Origin of the sequence: Kocuria sp. CPCC 204721, from assembly GCF_040980945.1 — a bacterium.
GTDB classification, from domain to species: Bacteria; Actinomycetota; Actinomycetes; order Actinomycetales; family Micrococcaceae; genus Kocuria; species Kocuria marina.
Map to the genome: position 1 here is coordinate 86,610 of NZ_JAVKPO010000005.1, position 17,677 is coordinate 104,286.

At 69.1% G+C, this 17,677-nt stretch carries 15 protein-coding genes; 11 read left to right on the plus strand and 4 right to left on the minus strand.

The annotated features are described in order from the left end of the window. Positions 1–82: 82 nt before the first annotated feature. The gene (locus RF637_RS06770; protein ID WP_368844445.1) at positions 83–655 is read left to right on the plus strand and encodes a 2'-5' RNA ligase family protein; all 573 of its coding nucleotides are present in this window, start codon (positions 83–85) and stop codon (positions 653–655) included. Further along, on the plus strand, positions 642–1,835 hold the full coding sequence (locus RF637_RS06775) for a YihY/virulence factor BrkB family protein (RefSeq protein ID WP_156523455.1): 1,194 nt from the start codon (positions 642–644) through the stop codon (positions 1,833–1,835). The genes RF637_RS06770 and RF637_RS06775 overlap by 14 nt, the downstream gene beginning before the upstream one ends. A gap of 68 nt (positions 1,836–1,903) precedes the next feature. Here the strand turns inward: RF637_RS06775 and RF637_RS06780 are convergent, their stop codons facing one another. The 4 genes from RF637_RS06780 to sdhC form a co-directional block, all read right to left on the minus strand. Further along, a complete protein-coding gene (locus RF637_RS06780; RefSeq protein ID WP_064847181.1) occupies positions 1,904–2,686 on the minus strand; it encodes a succinate dehydrogenase iron-sulfur subunit in 783 nt (260 codons plus the stop codon). After that, positions 2,686–4,437, minus strand: a complete 1,752-nt coding sequence (sdhA, locus tag RF637_RS06785; protein ID WP_064847180.1) for a succinate dehydrogenase flavoprotein subunit — start codon at positions 4,435–4,437, stop codon at positions 2,686–2,688. Before sdhA ends, RF637_RS06780 begins: the two co-directional genes overlap by 1 nt. A gap of 106 nt (positions 4,438–4,543) precedes the next feature. Further along, positions 4,544–5,029, minus strand: coding sequence for a succinate dehydrogenase hydrophobic membrane anchor subunit (locus RF637_RS06790; protein ID WP_035963740.1), 486 nt, complete (start codon positions 5,027–5,029; stop codon positions 4,544–4,546). Between the two features lie 4 nt (positions 5,030–5,033). After that, complete coding sequence (gene sdhC, locus RF637_RS06795; protein ID WP_082943437.1) at positions 5,034–5,411, minus strand: succinate dehydrogenase, cytochrome b556 subunit; 378 nt, start codon at positions 5,409–5,411, stop codon at positions 5,034–5,036. A 540-nt stretch (positions 5,412–5,951) separates the two neighbouring features. Between sdhC and RF637_RS06800 the strand changes: the two genes are divergently transcribed. The 9 genes from RF637_RS06800 (at position 5,952) to RF637_RS06840 (ending at position 17,659) form a co-directional block, all read left to right on the plus strand. Further along, positions 5,952–7,067, plus strand: a complete 1,116-nt coding sequence (locus tag RF637_RS06800; protein ID WP_085107023.1) for a mannose-1-phosphate guanylyltransferase — start codon at positions 5,952–5,954, stop codon at positions 7,065–7,067. A 58-nt stretch (positions 7,068–7,125) separates the two neighbouring features. Beyond that, positions 7,126–8,385 (plus strand): amidohydrolase, encoded by a 1,260-nt coding sequence (locus tag RF637_RS06805; protein WP_052160783.1) that lies wholly within the window; start codon positions 7,126–7,128, stop codon positions 8,383–8,385. A 165-nt stretch (positions 8,386–8,550) separates the two neighbouring features. After that, positions 8,551–9,642, plus strand: coding sequence for a BMP family protein (locus RF637_RS06810; RefSeq protein ID WP_035963736.1), 1,092 nt, complete (start codon positions 8,551–8,553; stop codon positions 9,640–9,642). Between the two features lie 27 nt (positions 9,643–9,669). Further along, entirely contained in the window at positions 9,670–11,379 is a 1,710-nt protein-coding gene (locus RF637_RS06815; protein WP_368844446.1) for an ABC transporter ATP-binding protein, read from the plus strand. Next, the gene (locus RF637_RS06820) at positions 11,376–12,587 is read left to right on the plus strand and encodes an ABC transporter permease (RefSeq protein WP_035963734.1); all 1,212 of its coding nucleotides are present in this window, start codon (positions 11,376–11,378) and stop codon (positions 12,585–12,587) included. The genes RF637_RS06815 and RF637_RS06820 overlap by 4 nt, the downstream gene beginning before the upstream one ends. A gap of 68 nt (positions 12,588–12,655) precedes the next feature. Next, a complete protein-coding gene (locus tag RF637_RS06825; RefSeq protein ID WP_052160803.1) occupies positions 12,656–13,915 on the plus strand; it encodes an ABC transporter permease in 1,260 nt (419 codons plus the stop codon). A gap of 142 nt (positions 13,916–14,057) precedes the next feature. Beyond that, on the plus strand, positions 14,058–14,465 hold the full coding sequence (locus RF637_RS06830; protein ID WP_368844447.1) for a cytidine deaminase: 408 nt from the start codon (positions 14,058–14,060) through the stop codon (positions 14,463–14,465). Between the two features lie 125 nt (positions 14,466–14,590). Then, on the plus strand, positions 14,591–16,480 hold the full coding sequence (locus RF637_RS06835; protein ID WP_368844448.1) for a hypothetical protein: 1,890 nt from the start codon (positions 14,591–14,593) through the stop codon (positions 16,478–16,480). A gap of 3 nt (positions 16,481–16,483) precedes the next feature. Continuing rightward, positions 16,484–17,659, plus strand: a complete 1,176-nt coding sequence (locus RF637_RS06840; RefSeq protein WP_368844449.1) for an adenosine deaminase — start codon at positions 16,484–16,486, stop codon at positions 17,657–17,659. The last annotated feature ends 18 nt before the right edge of the window (positions 17,660–17,677 follow it).

A 17,677-nucleotide genomic window follows, 5' to 3' on the forward strand; every position in this document is an offset into this window, starting at 1 on the left:
CCCCGCACAGCCTCGTGCGGCGCGCCGGGTGGGGCCTCCGGCCGTGGGATAGTCTGGACGGGGCCGACGTCAGGAGGATCGTGTGAGCGAGGGACATCCTTCCCCCACCGTGCGCCCGGGCCGGGTGTACGCGGGTGTGGTCATCCGGCTGCCCGAACCCATGGGCCAGGAGTTGCAGGACTGGCGTTCGTCCTTCGGGGACGCGCAAGCGGGCTCGGTCCCCGCGCACATCACACTCATGATCGCCGAGCGCGGGGAGGACTGGGCGGACCTCGTGTCCCACATCCGGGAGGTTGCCGACCGCTGGCAACCGTTCCACGTGGAGATCCGCGGCACGGGGACGTTCCGACCCGTGACCCCGGTGGTCTACCTGCGCATCGAGGGCGGTCACGACCAATGCGTGCAGTTGCACTGCGATCTGAGCGAGCACCACCTGGAGTCCGCGTCCCCCTTCGACTTCCACCCCCACGTGACGCTGGCCCACGGCACCACGGAGGAAAGGCTGGACCGCGCCCAGCACGTGCTGCGCACGTACCACGCGTCCTTCCTGGTGGACCACATCGACCTCTACGAGGGGGACGAACACGGTGCGTGGCACGTGCGGGACCGCATCCCCTTCGGCGGGGCCGGCACGGACGACCGTGACGCACACTGACCCGCCCCCGGTGGTCCCCGCCCTCACGGACCGCACTGGACTGCACGCGGAACACCGGCGCCTGCGCGAAGTACGCCGACAGCTCGCCGCCGAGGGGGCACCCCTGGGCAGGCGGGCCGGCGCCCTGGGTGCGTGGTTCTTCGCGCGGTTCATGTCGGTGTTCCCCGTGCGCGTGGTGGCGCACTACATGTTCCACGGCGGGCCGCTCATGTCCGCCGGGCTCGCGTACCAATTGCTCTTCGCGTCCTCGTCCCTGCTGGTGATCTGCTTCGCAGCACTCGCCACGTTCCTGGGAACCGACTCGCCGCTGCAGCAGACGCTCGTGGCGGGTCTGGTGCAGAACATCCCCGGACTCCTGGACGTGGGGGACGGTAACGGGGGAGTCATCCCGCTGAGCCTGCTCGAGAACACGGGGCCCTTCACCGTGGCCTCCACCGTGGCGCTCGCGGTGTTGTTGTTCACCGCGTGGCGCTGGGTGGCCGGTATCCGGCTGGCCACGCGGCGGATGTTCGAACTGCCGCCCGCCCCCGGGGTGCCCGTGGCGGCCGTACCGCGCGATCTCGCGTGGCTCGTGGTGATCGGGATCCTGCTGCTCGCCTCCGCGACCGTGAGCGTCTTCGCGTCCGGCGCCGTGGACGGGGTGCTGGGGTGGCTCGGTCAGCTCGGTCTCACGCGCCTGCAGCCGTGGTTGGACGGCGGGGCCAAGTCCGCGGTCACGCTCGGCGTGGGTCTGCTCGTGGACATCCTGATGAGCCTGGCCCTGGTGAGCGGGGTCGCCCAGCTCAAACTGCATCGCAAGGCCCTGCTGGCCACCATCGTCACGGGTGCCCTGGGCTCGCAGGTGCTGCGCTACGGCGGCAGCGAAATCATCGCCCGCAGCGCGGACAACCCCTATCTGCTCTCGTTCGCGGTGCTCGTGGGTGTACTGCTGTGGTTCAACCTCTACGGGCAGGTTCTGTTGCTCGCGGCCGCCGTGGGCGCGCTCGTGCAGGCGGACATCCGAGGGGCCCGCGCCCAGCCGGAGCGCGAGGACCGGGCCGTCACGGTCGTGGCGGCGACCTCCCTGCCCGATGCCGCTCGGGGCCTCGGACACGCAACTCCCGTCCGCTTCGACAGGCCGGTGGCGGGCAGCAGCCCCGCGGTAGGTAGTGGCCCCGCGGCGTCGTCGTCGGAGAGCTGAAAGCCCGGGAAAGACCGCGGCCCCGGGATCCATGAGGGATCCCGGGGCCGCGGTCGTGCCACGAGGGGTCACAAGGCGGAGGCGAAGACCGCCTTCTTGACCTCGGCGATGGCCTTGGTCACCTGGATGCCGCGGGGGCATGCCTCGGTGCAGTTGAAGGTGGTGCGGCAGCGCCACACGCCTTCCTTATCGTTGAGGATCTCCAGGCGCATGTCACCGGCCTGGTCACGCGAGTCGAAGATGAACCGGTGCGCGTTGACGATCGCGGCCGGGCCGAAGTACTGCCCGTCCGTCCAGAACACCGGGCACGAGGACGTGCACGCGGCGCAGAGGATGCACTTGGTGGTGTCGTCGAAGCGCGCGCGGTCCTCCTGGGACTGGAAGCGTTCTCCGGTGGGGGTGTGGTCCTCGTTCACCAGGAACGGCATGATCTCGCGGTAGGACTGGAAGAACGGTTCCATGTCCACGATCAGGTCCTTCTCGCACGGGAGGCCCTTGATGGGCTCCACGAGGATGGGCTTGGACAGGTCCAGGTCCTTGAGAAGGGTCTTGCACGCGAGCCGGTTGCGGCCGTTGATGCGCATGGCGTCCGAGCCGCACACGCCGTGTGCGCACGAGCGGCGGAAGGACAGGGAACCGTCCAGCTCCCACTTGACCTTGTGCAGGGCGTCCAGCACGCGGTCGGTGCCGTACATGGTCAGGTTCCACTCATCCCAGTGCGCCTCGGAGCTGAACTCGGGATCATAGCGGCGGACCTTGAGCACCACGTCGTACGTGGGGATCGACTCCTCGCCCTTGTCGCCGGGCTTCTGAGCGTCCTGGGTCTGGTTCTCGGTGGCTGCAGTGGACATCAGTACTTACGCTCCATCGGCTCGTAGCGGGTCATGATCACCGGCTTGGTCTCCTGCCGGATTCCCGCGGTGGGGGACGACGGGTCCTCGTACACCATGGAGTGGACCATGAAGTTCTCATCGTCTCGGTTGGGGAAGTCCTCGCGGAAGTGACCACCGCGGGACTCCTCGCGGTGAAGGGCGGCCACGGACATCACCTTGGCCAGCTGCAGCAGGAAACCCAGCTCCACGGCCTCCAGCAGGTCCAGGTTGAACCGCTTGCCCTGGTCCTGGATGGAGATGTGGGAGTAGCGCTCCTCCAGAGCGGCGATGTCGTCCAGGGCCGTCTGGATGGTCTCGGCCGTGCGGAACACCTGCATGTTGGCGTCCATGGTGTCCTGCAGGTCCTTGCGGATGGCCGCGACCTTCTCGTCACCGTGCGGGCTGCGCGCGTTGTTGAGCAGCGCCTCGGTGCGCTCGGTGGCGTTGTCGGGGATCGGCAGGAACTCGGCGTCCCGCGCGTATTCCGCGGCGTAGATTCCGGAGCGCTTGCCGAACACGTTGATGTCGAGCAGCGAGTTGGTGCCCAGACGGTTGGAGCCGTGCACGGACACGCACGCGACCTCACCAGCGGCGTAGAGACCGGGAACCGTGTTCTCGGAGTCCTGGAAGACCTCGCCCTTGATGTCGGTGGGGATGCCACCCATGCAGTAGTGCGCGGTGGGGAACACGGGCACCGGCTCAGTGTAGGGCTCCACACCCAGGTAGGTGCGGGCGAACTCGGTGATGTCCGGGAGCTTGGCGTCGATGTGCGCCGGCTCCAGGTGGGTCAGGTCCAGCAGGACGTAGTCCTTGTTGGGGCCGCAACCGCGGCCCTCACGGACCTCGTTGGCCATGGAACGGGCCACGATGTCACGGGGGGCCAGGTCCTTGATGGTGGGGGCGTAGCGCTCCATGAAACGCTCACCCTCGGAGTTACGCAGGATGCCACCCTCACCACGGGCGGCCTCCGAGACCAGGATGCCCAGGCCCGCCAGGCCCGTGGGGTGGAACTGCACGAACTCCATGTCCTCGAGGGGCAGGCCGTTGCGGAACGCGATCGCCATGCCGTCGCCCGTGAGGGTGTGGGCATTGGACGTGGTCTTGAAGACCTTGCCCGCGCCACCGGAGGCGAAGATCACGGACTTGCACTGGAACACGTGCAGCTCGCCGGTCGCGAGATCGTAGGAGACCACACCGGCGGGGCGGCGGCCCTCCGGGGTGTCCACCATGATCAGGTCCAGGACGTAGTACTCGTTGTAGAACTCCACGTTGTGCTTGATGCACGTCTGGTAGAGGGTCTGCAGGATCATGTGACCGGTACGGTCCGCGGCATAGCACGCGCGGCGGACGGGGTTCTTACCGTGGTCGCGGGTGTGCCCACCGAAGCGACGCTGGTCGATCTTGCCCTCGGGGGTGCGGTTGAAGGGCAGTCCCATGTGCTCCAGGTCCAGCACCGCGTCGATGGCTTCCTTGGCCATGACCTCCGCGGCGTCCTGGTCCACCAGGTAGTCGCCACCCTTGACGGTGTCGAACGTGTGCCACTCCCAGTTGTCCTCCTCGACGTTGGCGAGGGCGGCGCACATGCCGCCCTGGGCCGCACCGGTATGGGAGCGCGTGGGGTAGAGCTTGGTCAGTACGGCAGTGCGGGCGCGCTGGCCGGATTCAATGGCGGCACGCATGCCGGCGCCGCCGGCGCCGACGATTACCACATCGTACTTGTGAACCTGCATACCAGATGTTCTTTCTATGTGGGTGAGTGGGAGAAGTATCGGGTCCCGGCCGCTCGGGCCGGGACGACGCACGACGGCGGAGCCGGGGGCTCTGCCGTGGCCGCGATCACGCTCCGGGGCAGAAGGACGCCAGCAGCGCGGGGTCCGCACCGGCGGGGCACGGCTCGAAGGTGAAGATCACCATGGTGCCCAGCAGGATCACGAAGCCCGAGGCCACGAAGAGCAGCACCTTGAGCCAGAAGCGGGTGGTGTTGCGATCGGCGTAGTCGTCGATGATGGTGCGGATACCGTTGGTTCCGTGGAGCATGGCCAGCCACAGCATGACCAGGTCCCAGACCTGCCAGAACGGGTTGGCCCACTTGCCGCCCACGAATCCGAAGTCGATCGCGTGCACGCCGTCCCCCACCATGAGGTTGACGTAGAGGTGACCGAACACGAGCACGAGCAGCACCACGCCCGACATGCGCATGAACAGCCACGCGATCATCTCGAAGCTGCTGCGGGACGAACCGGCGCGGTTGTACTTCACGCCGTCCACCTGAAGGTCCCGGCTGCGGGGGACGCTGATCTTGGTCTTAAGAGGAGTGCTCACGGAATTAACCCCCGAAAACGACTGAGAGGTGACGGATGAGGAACGGGATCATCACGATGACCCAGAGGGCGATGACGCCCCAGAGCAGACCCTTCTGGTTCTTGGTCCCACCCTTCCAGAAGTCGATCAGGATGATGCGCAGGCCGTTGAAGGCGTGGTAGACGATCGCGGCCACGAGGCCGGCCTCGCCGAGACCCATCACGGGGTTCTTGTAGGTCGCCATCACTGCGTTATACGCCTCGGGGGATACACGCACGAGAGCGGTGTCGAGGACGTGGACCAGCAAGAAGAAGAAGATGGCCACGCCGGTAATACGGTGGGCGACCCAAGACCACATGCCGTACTGGCCGCGGTAAAGGGTGCCCCTGGTTGAGTTCGCCACGGAATGTCCTCCCTGTGTCGCTCGTCGTCGTGCGCACCGAAGAATGGTCGAAGAAGAAGGCAGCGTTCTCGCGCGAGTGCACGGCGATGGCGGAGCCCTGGCTGGCTCTGTCATGGATGATGCGGTAGTTCTCGTTAAAGATACCAGCCCCCCGCACATTTCCTGACAACGTGTCTGCAAGTGTGCCCCCCGGAATAGCGCGGAATTAGCGCATTGTTCTGTGTCTGAATCGGCTCCGGCCGCGCGCCGTCCGAACGCCCCGCGAGCGGCCGTCAAGCGGCCCCCAAGCGGCCCGTGATACGCGCCCGAGCGGCCCCACGACCCCCGTGCGTAAGGTCCGCCGGCGACGTCTCACGGGGCCTTCGCGGGACTCTCTCGCCCGGGCGCGGGGTCGGGTCCGCGAAGGCTCACGGGAAGTCCCCGTGGGCCGGCCGGCCGCGTCGTGGGTGGGCACACCCGGCCCGTGTGCGGCCCGTACCCCGGGATGTCACGGGTGACGCATCCAGGGCCGCCGGGGGAGGGGGCCGTACACTGACCGTCGTGACTTCGCCATTGCAACGTTTCCATCCGTTCATCCCCGCGGGCGGGGTGGGTTCACGGCTGTGGCCGCTGTCCCGTGCGGATGCCCCCAAGTTCCTGCTGGACCTCACGGGCTCCGGCTCGTCCCTGCTGCGGGCCACCTTTGACCGGCTCGCGGGTCTGTCCGCCGGTCCGGTCATGGTCGTGACCGGGCGCTCCCACGCCGGGGCGGTGCAGGAACAGCTGCCCGAGCTCACGGCGGACGACCTCGTGCTCGAGCCGTCCCCCAAGGACTCCGCGGCGGCGATCGGCCTCGCGTGCACGCTCATCGAGCGCCGCGACCCCACCGCGATCATCGGTTCGTTCGCGGCGGACCACGTGGTGGAGCCCGCCTCGGCGTTCCAGGAGGTCGTCAAGGAAGCGGTGCGCGCGGCGGACACCGGACGCATCGTCACGATCGGGATCACGCCGTCGTCGCCCGCCACGGGCTTCGGCTACATCAAGGCGGGGCAGTCCCTGGGACTCGATCAGGCACCCCACGCGCTCGCCGTGGAGCAGTTCGTGGAGAAGCCGGACGAGGAGACCGCGCGCGCTTACGTGGCCAGCGGAAAGTACACGTGGAACGCGGGCATGTTCGTGGCGCCCGTGGGTCTCATGCTCTCCTACCTGCGCCGCAGCGAACCCGAGCTCGCGCGGGGCCTGGACCGAATCGCGGACGCGTGGGAGACCCCCGAGCGGGACGCCGTCGTGGACAAGGTGTGGCCCACCCTGACCAAGACCGCGATCGACTACGCCGTGGCCGAACCCGCCGCCGCGGCCGGGGACGTGGCCATGGTCCCCGGGGACTTCACGTGGGAGGACGTGGGGGACTTCGCGGCGATCAACCGGCTCAACAAGGTGGACCCGCGCACGGACGCGCCAGTGTCCATCCTGGGCCAGAACAACCGTGTGCTCACGGACGAGTCCTCCGGGATCGTCGTGTCCGACACGGGGCGGTTGATCGCGCTAATCGGCGTGGCGGACATCGTGGTCGTGGACACCCCGGATGCCCTGCTGGTCACCACGGCCGAGCACGCGCAACGGGTCAAGAACGCGGTGGACTCCCTCAAGCGCAACGGCGACACGGACGTCCTGTGAGCCCCGCCGCCGCCCGCGCTGAATCACCGCGCGGGGTCCCGGCGGTACTGTGACACACATGTTGGATCTGCCTCTGCCGTCCGCCGACGACATCGGACTGCCCCCGGCCATCGGCCCCCTGCTCTCGCACTACCTCCCGGACCTCGTGCGCTTCCGCCGGGACATCCACAAGCACCCGGAACTGTCCTACGAGGAGTACCGCACCACGGACCGGATCGTGCACGCCCTCGAGGCCGCCGGGTTGCACCCCGTGCGCTTCGAACGCACCGGGTGCTACGTGGACGTGGGTCGCGGGCCCGTGATGGTGGGCCTGCGCGCGGACATCGACGCCCTGCCCATCCTCGAGGACACGGGCCTGGACTACGCGTCCGTCAACGAGGGCGTGATGCATGCGTGCGGTCACGACATCCACACCACGGTCATGCTCGGGGTGGCCCGCGTGCTCGCCGACGTGCACCGTTCGTCCCCGTTCGCGGGCACCGTGCGCGTGGTCTTCCAGCCGGCCGAGGAGAAACTGCCCGGCGGCGCCCTGACCATCATCAAGGAGGACGTGCTGGCCGGCGTGCCGCGGATGTTCGCCCTGCACTGCGAACCCAAGGTGGACGTGGGCCAGGTAGGCACGCGCATCGGGGCGATCACCTCGGCGTCGGACACCATCCGGATCGAGCTGTCCGGACGCGGCGGGCACACGTCCCGCCCGCACCTGACCGAGGACCTGGTCTACGCGATGAGCCAGATCGCGATCAACGTGCCCGCGGTGCTCTCCCGCCGCGTGGACGTGCGCTCCGGGGTGGCCGTGGTGTGGGGTCAGATCCACGCAGGTGTGGCACCCAACGCGATCCCCATGTCCGGTTTCATGTCCGGGACCATGCGCTGCCTGGACGCGGACGCGTGGTCGCGCGCCGGGGACATGCTGGACGAGGTCGTGGAGCAGGTGGCCGCACCGTACGGCGTGAACGTGGACCTCGAGCACATCCGGGGTGTGCCGCCGGTGGTCAACGGCGAGACCGAGACCACCCTGCTGGAGATCGCCGCGCGAGCGGAGCTGGGGGAGGAGAGCATCCTGCTGGTGGAGCAGTCCATGGGCGGGGAGGACTTCGCGTGGTTCCTGCAGCACGTCCCCGGCGCCATGATGCGCCTGGGGACCCGGGCTCCCGGCGGCCGCACCTACGACCTGCACCAGTCCGACTACGCCCCTCAGGAGGAGGCGATCGGCTGCGGCGTGCAGGTCATGGCCTCCACGGCGTTGCGCGCCATCCGCTTGCGCGTGCGCGAGCTCGCGGACGCGACGACGACGCCGGACGCCCCGCAGTCCTGACACGCCCGCGGTGAGCGTACTGCTGGGTACTTCCGGGGCTACACTGAGCTGACCTATGACCCGGCTCACTGCACGGGTCACCGCCCGGGGGCACGGGCCGGTGACCCGTGCACTGTGTTCCCGGGTCACGACCCACATCTGATCCCAGTCCGACCGGAGGACCTCATGACCACTCGACGTTTGCGCACCCTGGGGACGCTTGGCCTGGCCGGGGTCACCGGCCTGGTCCTGGCGGGTTGCGGTGCCGCCCCGGACAACGCCGGCGACAGCAGCGCCCAGGCCTCCGACTTCAAGGGCTGCATCGTCTCCGACGACGGCGGTTTCCAGGACCGTTCCTTCAACCAGAGCTCCTATGAGGGCCTCAAGGCCGCCGAGGAGCACAAGGGCATCCAGATCAGCCAGGCCGAGTCCCAGTCCGAGACGGAGTTCGAGCCCAACCTGACCTCCATGGCGCAGCAGGGCTGCAACCTCACGGTCTCCGTGGGCTTCCTGCTCGCGGACACCACCAAGAAGGTGGCCGCGGCCAACCCGGACAAGCACTTCGCGATCGTGGACGACAACTCGATCAAGGCGGACAACGTCAAGCCCATCGTCTACAACACCGCCCAGGCGGCGTTCCTGGCCGGGTACCTCGCGGCGGGCACGTCCGAGACGGGCAAGGTCGCCACGTACGGCGGCATGGACATCCCCACCGTGACCGTGTTCATGGACGGTTTCGCGGACGGGGTGAAGTACTACAACGAGAAGAACAAGGCGGACGTGCAGGTCCTCGGGTGGAACAAGGACTCCCAGAACGGCACGTTCCTGAGCTCGTTCCAGGATTCTTCCAAGGCCAAGACCGTCACGCAGAACCTCATCGGCGAGGGCGCGGACGTGGTGCTGCCCGTCGCGGGCCAGGCGGCCCAGGGCACCGTGGACGCCGTGACCGAGGCCAACCGCAGCGGCAAGGACGTCCGGTTGATCTGGCCGGACACCGACGGCTACGAGACCCTGGACGCCGGCAAGGAGTTCCTGCTCACGTCCGTGCTCAAGGAGATGTCCACCTCGGTCGAGGACGTCGTGACGCAGGCCGCGGACGGCAACTTCGACAACACCCAGTACGTGGGCACGCTCGAGAACGGTGGTGTGGGCCTGGCCCCCTACCACGACCAGCAGGACGAGGTCAGCGAGGACCTCGACAAGCAGGTCCAGCAGCTCAAGCAGGACATCATCGACGGCAAGGTCACGGTGCAGTCCAAGAACGCCCCCACCGCCTGAGCGGGCGGGCCCGGCAGGAGCAGAACAGTGCAGTTGAAACTGACGGACGTTACCAAGAAGTTCGGTGACTTCACCGCCAACAACCGTGTGAACCTCACGGTGGAACCACATCAGATCCACTGTTTGCTCGGTGAGAACGGTGCGGGCAAGTCCACGCTCATGAACGTGCTGTACGGGCTGTACGAGCCCACGTCCGGCACGATCGAGATCGACGGCGCGCCCGTCAGTTTCTCCGGCCCCGGCGATGCCATGGCGGCCGGGATCGGCATGGTGCACCAGCACTTCATGCTGATCCCGGTCTTCACGGTTGCCGAGAACGTGGCCCTGGGTCACGAGAACACGCGCGGGATGTCCCTGGACCTGGAGACCACCCGGGCCCGGATCCGGGAGATCTCCGAACGCTACGGCTTCGCGGTGGACCCGGACGCCGTGGTCGAGGACCTGCCCGTGGGCGTCCAACAGCGGGTCGAGATTATTAAGGCCCTCGTGCGGGACGCCAAGGTGCTGATTCTCGACGAGCCCACGGCCGTGCTGACCCCGCGGGAGACGGACGAGCTGCTCGAGATCATGCGGCAACTGCGGGACAACGGCACGTCCATCGTGTTCATCTCCCACAAGCTACGCGAGGTCCGGGCCGTGTCGGACGTGATCACCGTGATCCGCCGCGGGGAAGTGGTCGGACAGGTGGGCCCTGAGACGTCCACGGATGAGCTCGCGGCGCTCATGGTGGGCCGTGACGTCTCCCTGACCGTGGCCAAGGACACCGCCCACACCACCGGTACCGCGCTCGAGGTGCGCGGGCTCACCGTGGTGGGGGACAACGGCGTCGTCCTGTTGGACGACGTGGAATTCGACGTCGCGCCCGGCGAGATCCTGGCCGTGGCCGGTGTGCAGGGCAACGGACAGACCGAGCTCACCCAGGCCCTCGTGGGACTCGAGGAGCAGGTGAGCGGTTCCGCGCGCCTGGACGGGCAGGAACTCGTGGGGCTGCGCACCCGGGAGATCCTGGCCAGCGGTGTGGGTTTCGTGCCCGAGGACCGTTCCATGGACGGACTCGTGGGCACCTTCACCGTGGCCGAGAACCTCGTGCTGGACCGCTACCGGGAACGGGAGTTCGCGGCGGGACCGTCCCTGCGCCTCGGTGCGATCAGTGGGCACGCCGGCTCCGAGGTGAACGAGTACGACATCCGCACCGGATCCGTGGACTCTCCGGTGGCCACGCTGTCCGGCGGCAATCAGCAGAAGGTCGTGATCGCCCGCGAGCTCGGGCGGCCCCTCAAACTGTTCGTGGCGTCCCAGCCCACGCGCGGCGTGGACGTGGGATCCATCGAGTTCATCCACAAGCGCATCGTGGCCGAGCGGGACAAGGGCACCGCGGTGCTCATCGTGTCCACCGAACTGGACGAGATCTACGCACTCGCGGACCGCATCGCGGTGTTCTTCCACGGTCGCCTCATGGGTATCGTGGGCCCGGACACCCCGCGCGAGGCCCTTGGGCGCATGATGGCCGGTGAGCCCGCGGACAGCGTGCTGCCGCCCGCGCCGTGGGATCACTCGCACGACGACGGCGGCTCCCCGGCGGGTGCCCCCGCGGGCGGCTCGACGGCCGCACCCGCGACCGCTCCCGCTCACGCGGGCGACGCCGCTGCCGTCACCCTGGATGGGGACGGCCTCGATCCCGGCGCCCACCCCGCCGACCGAACCACCGACCGACCCGAGGGGAACCGCACGGCATGAGCGCGTCCACCGCACCGGCCACCTCCGATCAGGTCTCGGCCCCGCCACCCACCGAACTCTCCGCTGAGGACCCGCGCCGCACCCTGCTGGGCTCCACCCTGCAGTCGGTGCTCGCGGTCGTCGTGGCGCTGATCCTGGGCGGGCTGCTGATCGCAGTCACGGACGAGCGCGTCCGCCAGGCCGCCGGGTACTTCTTCGCCCGCCCCGGGGACACGCTCTCCGCGATGTGGCGAGCGGCCTCGAGCGCGTACATCGCCATGTTCTACGGCGCGGTGTATAACCCCAACGGCAGCACGCTCGCGGACCGGTTGTACCCGCTGACCGAGACCCTGACCGTGGCGACCCCCCTGATCCTCGCGGGTCTGGGCGTGGCCCTCGCGTTCCGGGCCGGGCTGTTCAACATCGGCGCCCAGGGACAGATCTTGATCGGTGCCACGCTCGCGGCGTGGGTCGGTTTCGCGTGGCAGTTGCCCGTGGGACTGCACCTGCTCGCCGTCGTCGTCGCCGGCGCCGCGGGCGGTGCCGTGTGGGGCGGGATCGTGGGACTGATCAAGGCGCGCACGGGCGCGCATGAGGTCATCCTCACGATCATGCTCAACTACGTGGCCCTGAACCTCGTGGCGTGGTTGCTCACGCTGCCGGGGTTTCAGCGCGAGGGCTCGTCCAACCCCATCAGCCCGCCCGTCGCGGACACCGCGATGTTCCCCAAGCTGCTGGGTGACCACTTCCGGTTGCACTGGGGCTTCGTGGTGGCCGTGCTGGCCACCGTGGCCGTGGCGTGGCTGCTCAACCGTTCCACCGTGGGCTTCGAGCTGCGCGCCGTGGGAGCGAACCCCCGCGCCGCGCGTACCGCGGGCATTTCCGTGACCCGCGGGTTTGTCGTCGTCATGCTCCTCGCCGGCCTGCTGGCCGGGCTCGCGGGTACCGCGCAGATCGCCGGTACGGAGCACTCGCTGACCTCGGGCGTGGCCGCGTCCTTCGGCTTCGACGCGATCACCGTGGCCCTGCTCGGCCGCTCGCGTCCGTGGGGGACGTTCTTCGCGGGCATCCTCTACGGGGCCTTCCGCGCCGGTGGCGTGACCATGCAGTCCATGACGGGGACCAACATCGACATCGTGCTGGTCGTGCAGTCCCTGATCGTGCTGTTCGTGGCGCTGCCCCCGCTATTCAAGTTCGCTACCCGTCGCTCGCAGGAGGCCGCCGCGTGAGTACCGCTATCACTTCGCAGTCCTCCGGTCCTTCGTCCGGATCTCCGGAGCACGCGCCCGAAGCCGCTCTGGCCACCTCCGCCGCGAACCGCGCCGTGGGTGTGCGGACCCTGCGGCCCGCAATCGGTCTGGGTGTCCTGGCGCTCGTGTCCCTGATCGTCTTCGCGCTGAACGCCTCCGGGCAGAGGGTGGACTTCCGGTTCTCGAATGACGGCGGTGCCATCCGCCTGCCCGACGTCTCCGTGCCCTCCGCCCCCTACGGTTGGGTAGTCACGATCGTGCTCGCCGCCCTCGCGGTGTACGCGGCCGTGCAGGCGCGCAAGCTGCCGCGCTGGGCGGTGATCGTGGCCGGTTTCTTCTTCGTGACCGGGTTCCTGGTGTGGATCGTGGGCACCGCCCAGACGCCCAGCATCTCCATCACGGCGTTGCTCGCCGGGTCCGTGGCACTCGCCACGCCGCTCGTGTTCGGTTCCTTGGGCGGTCTGCTGTGTGAGCGCTCGGGCGTGGTGAACATCGCGATCGAGGCCCAGCTGCTCTTCGGTGCGTTCTCCGCCGCGGTCGCCGGGACCGTGGCCGGCAACCCCTGGGTGGGTCTGCTCGCGGCGATGCTGGGAGCGGTGCTGGTCGCCGCCGTGCTCGCGCTGTTCGCGATCCGCTACCGCGTGAACCAGGTGATCGTGGGCGTGGTGCTCAACGTGCTCGTCTCCGGCCTGACCGGGTTCCTCTTCGCGACCGTGCTCGAGCCCAACGCCGCGTCCTTCAACGCACCGGACCGCTTGCCGCACGTGCGCATCCCGGTCCTCGCCGAGATCCCCGTGGTGGGTCCCGTGCTGTTCGACCAGTCGGTGATCGGCTACATCATGTACCTCGCGGTGATCGTGGTGTGGTTCGCGCTGTACCGGACCCGATGGGGTCTGCGTACCCGCGCGGTGGGGGAGCACCCCAAGGCCGCGGACACCCTGGGTGTCTCGGTGAATGCGCTGCGCGTGCGCAACGTGTTGTTGGGCGGTGCCGTGGCCGGTCTGGGCGGGGCGTTCTACACGCTCGTCTCGGTCTCCGCGTTCACGCGCGATATGACCGCGGGCGCCGGGTACATCGCCCTGGCCGCGCTGATCTTCGGCCGCTGGAACCCCGTGGGTGCGCTGCTCGCGTCCCTGCTGTTCGGTTTCGCATCCAACCTGGAATCCATCCTGTCCTTCCTGGGCACCCCTGTGCCCAGCCAGTTCCTGGCCATGCTGCCGTACGTGGTCACGATCCTCGCGGTGGCGGGTCTCGTGGGCCGTTCCCGCGGCCCGGCCGCCTCGGGCGAGCCGTACACCAAGGAATGACGCGCACCACGGTACGACGACGCCGGCGCATGCGCCGCTCGCACGGCCACGCGGCGTCGTCGTGCGGCAGTTCGACCGCGAGACCGAGCGAATACGGAACCGAGCAATCCTGAAGACCGAGCGACGAGGAGAGCGAACGATCATGAGTGAATCCCACAACCCGGTGGACGAAACCACGTGGCGTGACCTGCAGCGTGCCGCCACGGACGCCCTGGCGCACTCCTATTCGCCGTATTCCCAATATCCGGTCGGAGCGGCCGCGCTCGTAGACGACGGCCGCGTGGTCACGGGTGCGAACATCGAGAACGCGTCGTACGGGGTGACCCTGTGCGCCGAGTGCTCCATGGTGAGCGCGCTGTTCATGTCCGGCGGGGGCAAGCTCGTGGCGTTCGTGTGCGTGGACGGCCACGGTGAGGTGCTCATGCCGTGCGGGCGCTGCCGCCAGTTGCTGTACGAACACCGCGCCCCCGGGATGGAACTGCTCACGGTCGGCGGGGTCCGACCCATGGACCAGGTGCTCCCGGACGCCTTCGGGCCGGAGAACCTGTAACCGGGGCGGAGCGACGTCGAGCCCGTCACGGACCGGCGCACGGGCCCGGTTCCCGGTATCGGCGGAGCCCGCGCCACCTATACTTTGCAGGAAACCAAGCCCGGCTCTGAAAGGGAAACGAACACGTGGGTCTGAGAGATCTGTTCCGCAGCAAGAAGAACGACACCCCGACACCCCAGCCGGCTCCCGGCGCCCGCCCCGTCGACCCTGCGGCCGCTCCCCAGAGCGCGCAGGGCGCTCCCGAGGCACCGCAGCATGCCCAGGAGAACGCGCCGCGTCGTCCCGATCCGAACGCCGTGGCGCTGCCGGAGTCCGGCGCGCTGCGCAACCTCGTGGAGCTGCTGCTGTCCCGTGGCGCGGACCGTGCACGGCTGACCCTCGTGCAGTCGGGCAACATTATGACGCACCAGACCCGCCAGGCCGTCGGGGACGCCCAGGACGAGGTCGAGAACGGCACCGTGGACCAGGGCTCGCCGCTGTTCGACGACGTCGCGGATCTCTACACCCAGGCCATGAACACCCCCGTGGGGCCGTGGCGTCAGCTGGACCTGATCGCCGCCAACCCGCACGACGGGCAGCGCGAGATCACCGTGACCTACGACTTCCCCAACGGAGAGTCCCGCACGGAGCAGTATGTGCACGGTGCCCCGGCGGAGGCGTCGCAGCATGACCCGGTGGCCGGGGCCTCCGTCGTCGACGGCGCGCCCGCCGAGGACTCCCGGCCCGCCGCCGGGACCGTTCCCGCTGACACCGCGCTGGCCGACGACGACGCCGTGCGCGTGGTTCCCGAACACGGCCCGAGTGAACCCGCCGAGGACGGCGAGGTGCTCACAGCCGGTCACGCGGCCCCCGTGGTCGCCGAGGGCACCGCCCCCGCACCCGCCGCGGTGCACGAGCCCGAGCAGCCTGAGTTCGTCGAGCCCGCGGCCCCGGTCGCGCAGGACGAATTCCTCGAGGCGCCCGCGGTGACCGATCGGGATGCCGCCGAGTTCGCGACGCAGCACGAGGAGTCCGAACAGCTCCAGCAATCGGAGCAACTCGATCAGCAGGGGCAGTTCGAGGAGCGCGATCCGGCGCTCGACGCCGAGCCCGTCGCGCTGACCCCGGAGGATCGCCCCGAGGGGACCGACGCGATCGAGGAACGCGCCACCGAGACCGACGAGTCCTCCGAGGTCGCCCCCGCTCAGGACGCCACGGAGTACGAGTCCGCGGATCAGGACCTCTCGGACGAGCAGCCCGAAACCGCGCACGACGTGCACTTTGATTCCGCCGCCCAGGCCGTGGGCGCCGGTGTGGTGGGCATGTCCACCGCGGACGAGACCGAGCTCGGTGCGCGGAACACCGCTGAGGAGTCCGGCCCCGAGGACCTCCCGGCCCACGTGGACGAGTCCGAGTTCGGCATGGAACCCGCCGAGAACCTCGTGCCCGGCGCCTCTGCGCAGGACACCGAGGACGACCCCGCGAGCGCACCGCAGGTCGCGCTCGCCACGGACGTGGCGCCGTCGTACCGCGGGGCCGAGCCGGAGCAGGGACTCGACCCGGACGCGTTGGCCCCGGGCAACCTCGCGCTGACCACGGGTGACGTGGTCTCCCGCTTGGCGGACGCGCAGCGGCACCTGTTCGACTCCGAGGGCACCGCGCGGGACGTCTCCACCGTGTTGATCCGTGTGCGCGCCCTGGGCACGTACTACGACGCGCTGACCCACGTGCGCCTCAACGGGTTCTGGGATCAGCGTCCGACCTTCGAGCTGGTTCCGGAGGAACTGCTCAAGGTCCAGGAGCTCAAGGACGACTCCTACGTGGAGGGCTCCGGCGCACCGCTGGCCATGATGTTCCGCTTCCGCCCGGGTGTCCCGCCCGAGGTCACGTTCGACTACTCGGACGAGGAGGCCTTCGTTCGTTACGAGCAGCGCCTGCCGGGGCAGAACTATCTCGAGGAGCTGCGGATGTACCCGCGCACCGGCTCCAACATCCCGGAGCACGTGAACGAGGCACTGCAGGACTGGAACTACTGATCCATGACCACGAGAACCACTCCCGAGGCCCCCGACCGCACCACGGACGGGGGCCTCGGGCCACACCGCCGGATCTGCCTGCACGATCACCTGGACGGCGCGCTGCGACCGGCCACGATCATCGACCTCGCCGCAGGTTTCGGCCATGAGCTGCCCGCCACGGACCCCGCCGCGCTCGGTCGCTGGTTCCGGGACAGCGCGAACTCAGGCAGTCTGGAGCGATATCTCGAGACCTTCACGCACACCGTGGCCGTGACCCAGACCGCGGACGCGCTGCGCCGGGTGGCCCGCGAGTACGTCGCGGACTGCGCGGCGGACGGGATCGTGCACGCGGAAGTGCGCTGGGCCCCGGAACAGCACGTGGCCGGTGGGCTCACGCTCGACGCCGCCGTGGATGCCGTGCAGGCCGGTCTCGCCGAGGGCGTGGCCGAGGTCAAGGCCGCGGGCGGTCACCTCTCAGTCGTGCAGATCCTGTGCGCCATGCGCCACCTGGACCGCTCTCTCGAGATCGCCGAGCTCGTGGTGCGCCGCGTGCGTGCCGCGGCGTCCGATCACGCGGTCTCCGACCACGCGGCGTCTGACACCACGACGTCGCACGGGGGCGTCCCCGGCGAACCTGCACCCGGGTCGGTGGTCGCGTTCGACCTCGCCGGACCCGAGCGCGGTTTCCCGGCGTCGGACCACCAATCGGCCCTCGACCTACTCGCGGAGAACTTCATCCCCGTGACGCTGCATGCGGGTGAAGCGGACGGTGCGGAGTCCATGGCGGATGCGCTCACCGCCGGGCGCGCCCTGCGCCTGGGTCACGGCGTGCAGTTGCTCAACGAGGACCCCGACGCGCGGTCGCCGCTGTCCCGGTGGATCCGCGACCGCAGGATCGCGCTGGAGGTCTGCCCGTGCTCCAACCTGCAGACCGGTGCGAGCGCGGTGTGGGGGGACGACATCGCCCATCACCCGGCCACCCGGTTTCTGCGGCACGGCTTCGCGGTCACGATCTCCCCGGATAACCGGCTTATGAGCGACACCTCCGTGGGCAACGAGCTCGAGCTGTTGCGTGAGCAGGCGGGGTGGGACGAGGCCGATCTGGTCGCGGTGCAGCGCAACGCGGCCCGCGCGGCGTTCGTGCCGCGGGCCTATCAGGAATGGCTCGAACGCCACGTGACGGGTGAGGACGCATGACGGCGCCCGAGGAACCGA

What these genes read in the sequence shown, in the direction of transcription:
- RF637_RS06840 (WP_368844449.1), top strand. Translation starts at nt 16,484, where the DNA reads ATGACCACGAGAACCACTCCCGAGGCCCCCGACCGCACCACGGACGGG.
- RF637_RS06780 (WP_064847181.1), bottom strand. Translation starts at nt 2,686, where the DNA reads ATGTCCACTGCAGCCACCGAGAACCAGACCCAGGACGCTCAGAAGCCC.
- RF637_RS06810 (WP_035963736.1), top strand. Translation starts at nt 8,551, where the DNA reads ATGACCACTCGACGTTTGCGCACCCTGGGGACGCTTGGCCTGGCCGGG.
- sdhA (WP_064847180.1), bottom strand. Translation starts at nt 4,437, where the DNA reads ATGCAGGTTCACAAGTACGATGTGGTAATCGTCGGCGCCGGCGGCGCC.
- RF637_RS06820 (WP_035963734.1), top strand. Translation starts at nt 11,376, where the DNA reads ATGAGCGCGTCCACCGCACCGGCCACCTCCGATCAGGTCTCGGCCCCG.
- RF637_RS06830 (WP_368844447.1), top strand. Translation starts at nt 14,058, where the DNA reads ATGAGTGAATCCCACAACCCGGTGGACGAAACCACGTGGCGTGACCTG.
- RF637_RS06805 (WP_052160783.1), top strand. Translation starts at nt 7,126, where the DNA reads ATGTTGGATCTGCCTCTGCCGTCCGCCGACGACATCGGACTGCCCCCG.